This is a genomic window from Enterococcus sp. AZ191 (genome assembly GCF_051713845.1).
GTDB lineage: Bacteria > Bacillota > Bacilli > Lactobacillales > Enterococcaceae > Enterococcus_B > Enterococcus_B durans.
The window spans coordinates 1,415,451-1,428,204 of the sequence record NZ_JBIOQS010000001.1; the positions used below are offsets into that span (position 1 = coordinate 1,415,451).

The 12,754-nt window shown below is 37.4% G+C and carries 10 protein-coding genes; all 10 read left to right on the plus strand.

What is annotated here, in order from left to right; all coding sequences use genetic code 11:
- Positions 1-29: 29 nt before the first annotated feature.
- The 10 genes from guaC (at position 30) to IGI47_RS06905 (ending at position 12,527) form a co-directional block, all read left to right on the plus strand.
- On the plus strand, positions 30-1,007 hold the full coding sequence (gene guaC, locus IGI47_RS06860) for a GMP reductase (protein ID WP_311929871.1): 978 nt from the start codon (positions 30-32) through the stop codon (positions 1,005-1,007).
- Positions 1,008-1,249: 242 nt separating this feature from the next.
- Positions 1,250-2,683 carry a PLP-dependent aminotransferase family protein gene (locus IGI47_RS06865; RefSeq protein ID WP_438783738.1) on the plus strand — a complete coding sequence of 478 codons (1,434 nt, stop codon included), beginning with the start codon at positions 1,250-1,252 and terminating at the stop codon, positions 2,681-2,683.
- Between the two features lie 444 nt (positions 2,684-3,127).
- Positions 3,128-4,237 carry a pyruvate dehydrogenase (acetyl-transferring) E1 component subunit alpha gene (pdhA, locus tag IGI47_RS06870; protein ID WP_311929873.1) on the plus strand — a complete coding sequence of 370 codons (1,110 nt, stop codon included), beginning with the start codon at positions 3,128-3,130 and terminating at the stop codon, positions 4,235-4,237.
- Between the two features lie 2 nt (positions 4,238-4,239).
- Complete coding sequence (locus IGI47_RS06875) at positions 4,240-5,217, plus strand: alpha-ketoacid dehydrogenase subunit beta (protein ID WP_104660269.1); 978 nt, start codon at positions 4,240-4,242, stop codon at positions 5,215-5,217.
- Positions 5,218-5,239: 22 nt separating this feature from the next.
- Positions 5,240-6,877 carry a dihydrolipoyllysine-residue acetyltransferase gene (locus IGI47_RS06880; protein WP_438783740.1) on the plus strand — a complete coding sequence of 546 codons (1,638 nt, stop codon included), beginning with the start codon at positions 5,240-5,242 and terminating at the stop codon, positions 6,875-6,877.
- A gap of 7 nt (positions 6,878-6,884) precedes the next feature.
- The gene (lpdA, locus tag IGI47_RS06885; protein WP_311929875.1) at positions 6,885-8,291 is read left to right on the plus strand and encodes a dihydrolipoyl dehydrogenase; all 1,407 of its coding nucleotides are present in this window, start codon (positions 6,885-6,887) and stop codon (positions 8,289-8,291) included.
- A gap of 237 nt (positions 8,292-8,528) precedes the next feature.
- Entirely contained in the window at positions 8,529-9,098 is a 570-nt protein-coding gene (locus IGI47_RS06890; protein WP_438783742.1) for a hypothetical protein, read from the plus strand.
- A gap of 467 nt (positions 9,099-9,565) precedes the next feature.
- The gene (locus IGI47_RS06895; protein ID WP_438783743.1) at positions 9,566-10,312 is read left to right on the plus strand and encodes a hypothetical protein; all 747 of its coding nucleotides are present in this window, start codon (positions 9,566-9,568) and stop codon (positions 10,310-10,312) included.
- Positions 10,313-10,735: 423 nt separating this feature from the next.
- Positions 10,736-11,212, plus strand: coding sequence for a hypothetical protein (locus tag IGI47_RS06900; RefSeq protein ID WP_438783744.1), 477 nt, complete (start codon positions 10,736-10,738; stop codon positions 11,210-11,212).
- Positions 11,213-11,252: 40 nt separating this feature from the next.
- Positions 11,253-12,527: a hypothetical protein gene (locus IGI47_RS06905; protein WP_438783745.1), complete on the plus strand. Its 1,275-nt coding sequence runs from the start codon at positions 11,253-11,255 to the stop codon at positions 12,525-12,527.
- Positions 12,528-12,754: the final 227 nt, after the last annotated feature.

The window sequence follows — 12,754 nt, forward strand, 5'->3', positions numbered from 1 at the left end:
TGTATTCGAACATCAGGAGGATCATGTCAATGAAAGTATTTGATTACGAAGATATCCAACTAATTCCTAATAAATGTATCGTGAATAGCCGTTCAGAGTGTGATACGAACGTTACTCTAGGAAAACACACATTCAAGATGCCTGTAGTACCGGCGAACATGCAGACGATCATCGATGACTCGATCGCAGAATTTCTAGCAGAAAATGGCTATTTCTATATCATGCACCGTTTTGATGAAGCGGCAAGAATCCCATTTGTCAAAAAAATGAAGGAACACCAATTGATTAGCTCGATCAGTGTTGGGGTGAAAAAGGAAGAATATTCTTTTGTAGAAGAGTTAGCCAAACAAGGATTAGCACCAGACTATATTACGATCGATATTGCACACGGTCATTCAAATTCTGTTATTGAAATGATCCAACATATCAAAGCGCATTTACCAGAAACTTTTGTGATTGCTGGAAATGTTGGTACGCCAGAAGCAGTCCGTGAATTAGAGAATGCCGGTGCTGATGCTACGAAAGTCGGCATTGGACCTGGGAAAGTATGTATCACTAAAATCAAAACAGGCTTTGGTACTGGTGGTTGGCAATTGGCGGCTCTTAGATGGTGTGCAAAAGCAGCAAGAAAACCGATTATTGCAGATGGTGGTATTCGTACGCATGGTGATATTGCGAAATCAGTACGCTTTGGTGCAACGATGGTAATGATTGGCTCGCTTTTTGCAGGACATGAAGAATCACCTGGAGAAACAAAAGTGGAGAATGGTGTCGTGTATAAAGAATATTTTGGTTCTGCATCAGAGTTCCAAAAAGGTGAAAAGAAAAATGTCGAAGGTAAGAAAATTTGGATCCAACATAAAGGATCACTAAAAGATACGCTGATTGAAATGCAGCAAGATCTACAGTCTTCGATCTCATATGCAGGTGGAAGAGACCTTGAAGCTATTCGAAAAGTAGATTATGTAATCGTGAAAAATTCGATTTTCAACGGAGATACGATCTAAAGAAGATCGATGAAATAAAAACGGAGATAGCAGAAAGTGGTCTTCAATAAATAAGAAAAAATTCAGAGGAGTTGTTTTTCAAATTTCTAAGAATCTTATGTTATTGACACAAAGCAGTGGTTAGCTTCGATTTAGAGGGTGCGAGAAAGGTGACTTTTCCTTTTGTCGTGCTCTTATTTTTTATTTTCTGTTTCTTTCTACGGAAAATCCGTTAAAATAAAGAAAAAAACTGGAGAAAAAACATGTGGAAAGAAATAGATAAAATGAATGGACCGATCTATCGGCAAATGATGGATCAGATAATGAAAAACATCGAAAATGGCAATCTAGCTTCTGGGGAAAGATTGCCTTCTGAACGAAAATTGGCGGCTGCTTTTAGGACGAATCGGACGACAGTGGTACGTGCGTTGGATGAATTACGTGATTTGGGAGTTCTTACTAGTCGACAGGGAAGCGGACGCTATGTCAATCAAACGGAATGGGGAAAGTTTTGTGTTCCACGAATCAATTGGCGTGAACTTTTTTCTCAGCGCTATGAGCAAGTAGATGACTGGTATGAAGAACGGATCAAGGAAGCAAAAAAACAACCAGATTTTCTGGATCTTTTCTCCAGTGAAATGCCGAATAAACTATTGCCTGATGTACAATTTCCGGCACATACGATGGCAGAAATGATCACTGAAGAGCAAAAAATGACGGATCTAGGTTATCTTCCATTAGTAGAAAAAATTGAAGGATATTTAAGTGACGAGTTTCAATTTGATTTTTCCCGCACACAGCTATTAGTGACGGTGGGAGGGCAACAAGCTATTTTTTTGATTTTACAAACACTTCTCTCCAATGGAGATGCAGTAGCAGTCGAATCACCTTCCTTTTTCTATCGTTTAGCTTTGTTTAGAGCAACAGGGACTCGGCTATTTGGTATTCCAATGGATGATGAAGGGATAAATTTGGCTATTTTAGAAAAGTCCATCCAAAAAAATAAAATCAAAGCTGTACTAGTCAACCCTAATTTCCAAAATCCTACCGGGAAAGTCATGTCGCAAAAACGGCGAAATGATCTAGTCGTACTGTGTAGGAAGTATCAGGTCCCGATTGTTGAAGATGATGTTTTTAGTGATCTTTCGTTTCAGGAAGCTGAAAAAAGCCCTGTTTCTATCCATTCACTCGATCCTGAAAATGTTCTATATGTTGGTTCTTTATCTAGACTACTTGGTAAAACGACAAAAATCGGTTGGATAATCGGCCCCCAAACGTTGATCTTTAAATTAGCCAAAGCACAACAAATGATGGAATTCTCCATGAGTATCTTTACACAAATTGCTGCCACTGCAGTTTTCGAAGAAAGTTATGATGCGAAACTAGTACTTGTGCGTAAAAAACTGCAGGAAAAAAGTTTGTTGTTGCAGAAATGGGAACAGAAGCAGAACTTTTTCAATGTCTGGCCAATCAAAGGTGGATATTATGCCTGGGTAACATGGGAGGGAAAGAAAATGTCGGCAGAAATTGCAAGTGAAGCGGTGGCAAAAGGGTTGGGCGTAGCACCTAGTTGGTTATTTGGTCGGGAGACGAATGGGATAAGGATCAATTTCAGCAGACTTGACCAAGATCGAATGATTGTTTTTGCCAAACGAATGGAAGAATTGGCATGTTGGTTGCAAGCACAAACAAAATGAAGAAATAAATAGTGCAACAGTTTGGAAAAAACCTGACTGTTGCTTTTTAGTTGAAAAAAATGCACATATAGGAGTAAATTAGAATATAAGTGTTTGTTTATTTTATCACTAGTATCTTTAGAAGCTTTTGCTTGGTTCGTTAAAAAGGTATAACAATAAGCTTTGTTAATAGTAACAGTTAGTATAGTGAAGGCGAAAAAAACAAGCGATAATGGCAAAAAAATGTGAACCGCTTTCTTGATTGTGATTTGCTTCACTAATGTTGTAATAAAGCGGATATCCGTAATTTTTTTAAATCGTGAAAATTTGGGCTTTAAGCTTGTGTTTCTTAATGATACGTGATAATTTATAAATGAAGACGGTTAAATAGTGATACAGATTATATCACTGTTTCAATCGCAGAAAGATGAGATTTTCTTATAGATGAGAGAGGAATGTGTGATAATGGCAAACAAGAAAGCACCTATCGACTTCAATGCATTATTAGAAGAAGTCAATTCAGATTTTCCAGTATACCAAGCACTAGACCAAGATGGTAAAGTAGTAAATGAAAAACTTGTTCCTGATTTATCAGATGAACAATTAGTTGAATTGATGACGAATATGGTTTGGTCTCGTGTTTTAGATCAACGGTCAACCGCTTTGAATCGTCAAGGACGTTTAGGATTTTTCGCCCCAACAGCAGGACAAGAAGCAAGTCAGCTTGCAAGTTCATTTGCATTTGATAAAGAGGATGTATTGCTCCCAGGTTATCGTGATGTCCCTCAATTGGTTAAACATGGTTTACCTTTATCACAAGCATTCTTGTGGTCACGCGGACATGCGGCAGGAAACTTTTATCCAGAAGAATTGAAAGCTCTACCACCACAAATCATCATTGGCGCACAATATGTTCAAGCGGCTGGTGTAGCACTTGGCTTAAAGAAACGTAATAAGAAAAATGTAGTGTTCACTTACACAGGTGATGGCGGTTCTTCACAAGGAGATTTCTATGAAGCAATCAACTTCGCTGGTGCTTACCATGCCAACGCAGTATTCTACATTCAAAATAATGGTTTCGCTATCTCAACGCCTCGTGAAAAGCAAACAGCTGCTAAAACACTAGCACAAAAAGCTGTCGCTGCTGGTATTCCAGGTATCCAAGTTGATGGCATGGACCCATTAGCAGTTTATACCGTATCTAAGATGGCACGCGATTGGGCAGTAAGTGGTAATGGCCCTGTGTTGATCGAAACGTTAACTTACCGTTACGGACCACATACATTATCTGGAGATGATCCAACACGTTACCGTACGAAAGATACGGATGACGAGTGGCAGAAAAAAGATCCATTGATCCGTTTCCGTAATTATTTGACTGAGAAAGGATTATGGTCAGAAGAAAAAGAAGAACAAGTCATTGAACAAACAAAAGAAGAAATCAAAGCAGCAATTGCAGAAGCTGATAAAATGCCAAAACAAAAAGTATCAGATTTCTTGAAAAATATGTTTGAAGTTTCTCCTCAAACAATCAAAGAACAAATTGCAATCTATGAAGCGAAGGAGTCGAAATAATCATGGCACAAAAAACAATGATTCAAGCAATCACAGATGCCTTAGCGTTGGAACTAGAAAATGACGAAAATGTTGTCGTTTTTGGTGAAGATGTCGGTAAAAACGGTGGGGTATTCCGTGCAACAGAAGGATTGCAAGAAAAATTTGGTGAAGAACGCGTTTTTGACACTCCTTTAGCGGAATCAGGAATCGCTGGACTTGGATTTGGATTAGCTCTTGAAGGATTCCGTCCAGTACCAGAAATCCAGTTTTTCGGATTTATTTTTGAAGCAATGGATGAAGTTGTTGCACAAATGGCACGTACAAGATACCGTATGGGCGGAACAAGAAACTTACCGATCACGATCCGTTCACCATTCGGCGGAGGTGTCCATACACCAGAACTTCACTCAGATAATTTGGAAGGATTGATCGCTCAGTCACCAGGAATTCGCGTAGTCATCCCATCAAATCCGTACGATGCAAAAGGACTATTGATTTCAGCTATCCGCAGTAATGACCCAGTCGTCTACTTGGAACATATGAAACTATACCGTTCGTTCCGCGAGGAAGTGCCAGATGAAGCGTATGAAGTACCTTTGGATAAAGCTGCTGTCACACGTGAAGGTTCCGATGTTTCGATCATCACATATGGTGCAATGGTTCGTGAAGCAATCAAAGCAGCAGACAATCTTGCAAAAGAAGATATTTCAGTAGAAATCATCGATCTACGTACGGTTGCACCATTGGATGTCGACACGATCATTCAATCTGTTGAAAAAACTGGTCGTGTTGTAGTTGTGCAAGAAGCACAAAGACAAGCTGGCGTAAGTGCACAAGTGATTTCTGAAATCTCAGAACGCGCGATCCTTTCTTTAGAGGCACCAATCGGCCGCGTTGCAGCACCAGACACTGTCTTTCCTTTTGGACAAGCAGAAAATATCTGGTTACCTAATGCTGCTGATATTGAAGCAAAAGTGAAAGAAATCGCAGAATTCTAAGAAGAGGGGACGTAATTAAATCATGGCATATCAATTTAAATTACCTGATATCGGTGAAGGTATCGCAGAAGGTGAAATCGTCAAATGGTTTGTTAAAGCAGGAGATACGATCAATGAAGACGATACTTTATTAGAAGTACAAAATGATAAATCAGTTGAAGAAATTCCTTCTCCAGTAACAGGGACAGTCAAAAATGTTCTTGTACCAGAAGGCACAGTAGCAAATGTAGGGGATGTATTGGTAGAAATCGATGCTCCTGGACACGAAGATAACGAGGAAAGCGGTGGTGATGCTGGTGTAGCAGCCAAAGAGCAAACACCAGAACAGCCTGCAGCTGAACCGACTGCTGACACTGAAACACAAGGGACAGACGGTGGCGTGTTTGAATTCAAATTGCCTGATATCGGTGAAGGTATCGCAGAGGGTGAAATCGTCAAATGGTTTGTTAAAGCAGGAGATACGATCAATGAAGACGATACTTTATTAGAAGTACAAAATGACAAATCAGTTGAAGAAATTCCTTCTCCAGTAACAGGGACAGTCAAAAATATTCTTGTACCAGAAGGCACAGTGGCAAATGTAGGGGATGTATTAGTTGAAATCGATGCCCCTGGTCATAACACTGCTCCATCAAGTGCAAAACCAGCTGCACCTACTTCTGAAAAAGTCGAAACATCGGGATCAGCCACTGTTGTCGAAGCTTCAGATCCAGATAAACGTGTGTTAGCGATGCCGTCTGTTCGTCAATTCGCTCGTGAAAAAGATGTTGACATTTCTCAAGTGACGGCTACAGGAAAAGGCGGACGTGTGACAAAAGAAGATATTGAAAACTTCATTTCTGGTGGTGGGACTCCTGCAAAAGCAGAAGCAGCACCTGTAAAAGAAACTGCTCCTGCTGAAAAAGCTGAAACAAAACCAGCGAAACCAGCTCAAGCATTCAAGTCAAATCTAGGTGATCTAGAAGAACGCGTAGCATTGACTCCTACACGTAAAGCTATTGCGAAAGCCATGGTCAACAGCAAACAAACAGCGCCTCATGTGGCGTTACATGATGAAGTTGAAGTTTCTAAATTGTGGGATAACCGCAAACGATTCAAGGAAGTTGCAGCAGCCAATGGAACAAAACTTACTTTTTTGCCATACGTGGTGAAAGCATTGACAGCTACAGTGAAAAAATTCCCTATCTTGAATGCTTCGATTGATGATGCAAAACAAGAAATCGTGTATAAAAATTACTATAATATCGGTATCGCTACAGATACAGATCATGGGTTATATGTGCCAAACGTGAAAGATGCAGACCGCAAAGGAATGTTTGCCATCGCTGACGAAATCAACGAAAAAGCAAAACTAGCTCATGATGGAAAACTATCCGCTGATGATATGCGTAATGGAACGATCACTATCAGTAATATCGGTTCAGTTGGTGGTGGCTGGTTTACTCCAGTAATCAACTACCCAGAAGTAGCGATCTTAGGTGTCGGTACAATTGCACAACAACCGATCGTGAATAGTGAAGGTGAAATCGTCGTAGGTCGAGTAATGAAACTTTCTCTAAGTTTCGATCACCGGATCGTTGATGGTGCGACAGCACAACAAGCAATGAACAATATCAAACGTCTTTTAGCTGATCCAGAGCTATTAATGATGGAAGGATGATAAACAAATGGTAGTTGGAGATTTTGCTGTAGAATTAGATACAGTTGTAATCGGTGCGGGACCTGGCGGCTATGTAGCAGCTATCCGCGCTGCTGAAATGGGTCAAAAAGTTGCAATCATCGAAAGAGAATATATCGGTGGCGTTTGTTTGAATGTCGGCTGTATTCCTTCAAAAGCATTGATTGCTGCAGGACATCATTATCAAGAATCACTTGATTCCACTATTTTTGGTGTAACAAGCGAAAATGTTACTCTTGATTTTGAGAAAACACAAGATTGGAAAGAAAACAAGGTAGTTAAAACACTTACTTCCGGTGTTGGATTCTTACTAAAAAAACACAAAGTAGAAACGATTGAAGGAGAAGCTTTCTTCGTGGATGATCATACATTGCGTGTGATCCATCCAGATTCAGCACAAACGTATTCATTTAACAATGCAATCATTGCTACTGGTTCACGCCCTATCGAAATTCCAGGATTCAAATTTGGCGGACGTGTACTTGATTCAACTGGCGGTCTAGCATTGAAAGAAGTACCTAAGAAGTTTGTGATCATCGGTGGCGGTGTCATCGGCGCGGAACTCGGTGGTGCGTATGCAAATCTTGGAGCCGAAGTAACGATTCTTGAAGGTTCGCCACAAATCTTACCAACTTATGAAAAAGATTTGGTGAGACTAGTGGAAGACGACTTTAAGAAAAAAGGAGTAACCGTCGTAACCAATGCCATGGCAAAAGAAGCAGTGGATAACGGCGATAGCGTAACAGTCAAATATGCTGTTGACGGGAAAGAAGAAACTGTGACGGCTGATTATGTCATGGTAACAGTTGGTCGCCGCCCAAATACTGATGACATGGGCTTAGAACAAGCTGGTGTTGAAGTTGGCGAACGCGGATTGATCAAAGTGGATAAACAAGGGCGTACGAATGTTCCGAATATATATGCGATCGGCGATATCGTACCCGGTGCAGCATTAGCCCATAAAGCAAGCTATGAAGCGAAAATTGCAGCTGAAGCTATCTCGGGCAAAAAGGTAGCTGTCGACTATAAAGCAATGCCGGCAGTTGCATTTACAGATCCTGAATTAGCTTCTGTTGGAATGACGATCAAAGAAGCCAAAGAAGCTGGACTAGAAGCGACTGCTTATAAGTTCCCATTTTCCGGAAATGGTCGTGCCTTGTCACTTGCAAAAACTGAAGGCTTCATTCGTTTAGTCACAACAAATGACGATAATGTGGTCATTGGCGCACAAATCGGTGGTGTTGGTGCCAGCGATATGGTGTCAGAATTAGCTTTAGCCATTGAATCAGGAATGAATGCGGAAGATATTGCTTTAACTATCCATCCACATCCATCCCTTGGAGAAATCACTATGGATGCGTCCGAACTAGCATTAGGGTTACCGATCCATATTTAAAAATCAATAAGAAATCACTTTTTCATTGGATGATCTAGTGTTGAATATCAGTAAAGCAAGTGTCTAATTCGAGTGAGTTAGGCACTTGTTTTTTTTGCGTACACGTTAATTCTAAACGATGAAAAAATAGGACATCTGCTTTCACTACCACATGATAGACTAACGAGTATATTCCGTAAGAATATATCATTAGCTTTCGGCTTTTGATGATCGAATACATGAAGAGGAGTGGAGAAAGTGAATAACCCAGAAAAAAATCCTGAAGAGGTTTATGTAGCACCAACGACTAGAGATTTTAGAAATCATCCTCAAAGTGATAAGATACGGCAGATATTTGTTCGAAGTGAGGAAAATTTCTTTCGTCATTTATCGGATCTCTTTGTAAAAGAACCCGAAGTTTACGCTAAAGTTGAAGAAATCATTTTTGATAAGTTCCAATTGTCTGTTCCTTCGTTATTAGTAATGGTTGAACGAAAAGGAGAAAACATTCTACGTGCTCCATTACTCTTGCCAGAATATGAAGAACAGCGAAAAGAAGCAGTAAAAAAACTATATCTTGCCTGTCGAGATGAAGCGGAAACTGCAATCTTCAATGCCTATCATCGAAATGGATATTGCATCGCTGAAATTGTTTCGCCAAGTTTCAACCGCCTTATTGAAGAAACGAAGAACTTTGAAAGAAGAAGAGACAATGTGCGTTTTGCCGCTCGTGCGCTTGAAGCTTGTCTTAAAAATTTACGTAGAGATAAGCCTATCAATCTGATCAATTTTTATACAAAACCGGCGAGACAGGGAAATGATAGATGAGTTGTGGTTGTTCTTTAGTTACAAGTGAACAGAAACTGATCATAGTAGGAGGTATGTTGGTAAAAAAAGAAGAGAAAATCATGGAAATACAGCAAAAGTGGCAAAGGCAATATGGCTTGGACATGAAATAAGAAAGCCAGCGTCTTTAGGCGCTGGCCGGAGTTAAGGGCTTATAGCCCTGGTGCAAACCACCCTTTTGAAGGGGGGATGATTATTAAGAACTTTAATTTAAAAATATATAAAAAATAGGTCAGTTGCTTACTTACTACGATGGTAACATGTTTGTAAATTAAACCACCAATTTAAGAAAGCGCTTTCTTTCTGCTGGTGAGATTGAGCAAAAAGTTGACAATGAAAACATATAGATTTATATGAAAAATAACGTGAAATTGAAAGGAACGACTATCTAGAAAAATTGGATCATTGAAGATGCGCTATGTACTCTAAAATCATTGGAGGGAAAACAAATGGACAAGAAAGAAACAGAGAAAAAAGTTTTACGAAATTTTTTTGTAGGTGGTTATAATGATAGCCATGAACATGCAAAAAAAAACCATATGTCGATGCAAAGTTTGCAAAATATACTAGTAAGTAATGTAGCAACACCTAAATTGAAAGCTGAAAGATATGTTGAACGATTAGCAAGGCAATTGCCTGAATTTTTATCTCAAAATTCTAATTGGGAGTTGATTGTTCGTAAAATTTTTCAGGAGGACAGGCAGTTGCCATTTTCTGAAATAGAACAGGAAACTTTAGAATCAGTTCATAGAAAAGTCGACTTTGAACAAATAAATCAATTTGATGAGTTGTTGCCTGTTGCATTGATGTCTAGTGAAAAAAGTCTTACTTACCTTTCGGATAGGACGGGACAATCTGTAAATGAAATAAAAGAAAAATTGGCTAATGGTATTTTAGATCGTTTTTTAGAGCCATATGTAAATGAATATGGGACAGAAAGAATCAAGCAATCAATTAATAATTTATTAACGAATGAGCAACGGAACTTTTATGTTGACCATATTCCAGGTGATGTAATAGCATTTATTATTTCGCAAACAGATAGTAAAATTCAAAAAATTAAGCAAAATTATCTAGGATCGGAACACTGGCTAAGTAAGCTATTTGAAGAAAATAAAGACAATGTTAAATTTAAAAATTTAAAAACGGGGTACTTTTCTTTTAAGAATAGTCACGAGAATGATCGCTCTATTTGAAGGGAGATGAAGGCATAAGTAAATGAATGCAACCTTTTAGAGAAAAATATGAAACAAAATTTATTTACTCCGGTTATCTTATTAACGAGATTGAACTGTATCAAATCAACTAATTTATCAATAAATATAGTAGTTCTAATTATTGTAAGGACTTGGCAATAAAGAGATATCATGTCATACAGACTATTGCGATGATTTACAAACTAATAAAAAAATGAAGAGCGTCTATGACACTTTAATATGACGATAGCTGTAAATTTGAGCTTGCTTCATTTCCACGAGAATGTTTTATAGGGAATGTACGTTATTCATTGGACGGTGACTTAATAACTGATGATTGACTTTGTTAAATTTCTATAAACAGTATAATGTTTATAGAAAAACTCAAAAGGAAGTTGAGTGTACTGAAAGGAGTTGGAGAAAATGAGCAAAGAAAACAGGGTAATTATCTACGATAATTCGGAAAATACACCAACTGATCTGTTTACGCATGAACCGCATGAAATAAAAACAACTTTTCAGAATGAATATATAGAAGCAATTCATCGAGCATATAATCAATTTTATTATGAGTCGCTGATTACTTTCCGACAACTATTTCAAAAAAAATTACCAGATCAAATGATACAAGAAGTAGATCTAAGAAGCCAAAGCAATTCTTTTATAAAAAATGAAGTTACTAAACTCTATGACTATTTAGATACAGTTTTTATGAATAGGCAAATTGGTTATTTTTGTGGTGAAGAATTTAAATCTCTGGATAAAATGGGGGAATGTTTTTTTGGAAATTTCACTACATTTTTAACTGCGGATGAAAAAAAATTGCCTTATTGGAAAGAATTTGTGGAAGTAACAAAATGGTACAAAGACTTTAATCTATCAGAAATCAAAAAAAAATGATTTAACTATAGTTGAGTTGTTTAAGCGTTCGGAAGATCGATTGAGTCTTGATATGGTAAGGATTACTAAAGATATCCACATTGCCGTTTTTTGTGATGCGGGGATTGATCATGAAAAAATCGTTTCAGGCAAAGACATTTCGCCATTTGCTAATATGCTTCGTTATATTTATCTTGTGCCAGAACTACAAAACAAAGTGAAATTTTATAAAAGCAACCAAGAAATTGAGGCTCCATGGAAACAACAGCCAGAAGTGTGGAGAACATGTGCACATATATTTAATTCTGGACTCGTAGTAGATCATGATTACGTAGGTAAAGGAATTGAAAGTGGAGGAAAAGGGAATGATTCGAACAAATTAGGAGCAAAAAAAGATCATTTTAACACCTCTATGAATAAAGTATTACTTCATGACAAAAGTATAGAGCCCAATCAATACCCGATTAATGGTTTTGGTGAGATTTGCAGATTAAAAAAAGAAAGAGAAAAAGTTAAAATCAGCTTTTCTAATGAATATTGTGAAGCCTTTTTAGCGGCTCTCACAAAGAGTCTGGAGAATATGGGAGGAGGAGTTTCAGGTAAACCATTTGCTTCAAATAGTGCAAATGGATCTAATGGAAATTTTGACATTCAAGATCTTTTATTAAAATATTTTACTAAGGAACAAAAGTCGTATCCTTATTGGAATAATTTTTTTCAAGTAATTGCATATTATGAACAATTTAATTTACAACAGTTGTCAAGCTATGATATCGATAAATTGCCCCAACTCCTTAAAAATTCTGAATGGCGGATATTATTAGATATGGTAAATTTATGCCAAAATGAAAGAATTTGTTTTATTTGTGAAAAAAATTATGATTTCGACAATTGTGTAATAAAAGGGAATACTTATTCTAAGCTAGCCAATGCAATGAGGTATGTCTATCATCATCCAACTCTAAAGGAAAAAGTTAGATTCTATGATGGTGAAAATTTTTTCGAAGCACCTTGGGAAAAAAATCAGCTAGCTTGGGGAAAATGTCTAAAAAAATTCTATTCAGATTTATCAATTTCAACACTTTTATACGGCCATTCTAGCAATGGCCAGAAAGCACAAAATCAAATCAGCAAACTAATAGAAGAAAAAAAAGTGGAATTTGAATTAAAACCACTGATTCAGCCACATTATTCATCAGATAAAAAACAGATAAATGAGCTACGAGGGAGAAAGCTTGATGTTATAGTGGAGGAACAAGAAAATAATACGAAAAAAACAGGTAAAACTACAAATTTAAAATTATATAAAAGCCAAAAATACCGTGCAACTCGCTAGAATAAAAATTTACTGAAATCTAATAATTAGAAAAATAGAAGAGTTTTTATCCTTTTATAAAAACGATTTCATTAAAATGCAAGTAAAATTTAATCAAATTTTACTTGGTCTAAAAAATTCAATTTTAGGAAGATAAGTTTAAAAAAATGGGAGATCGTTAGTAGAATTAGCTACTAGAAATCATTTCAAGCAGAAGAATTATGAAGAAAATTTGTAGTAAGATTTTT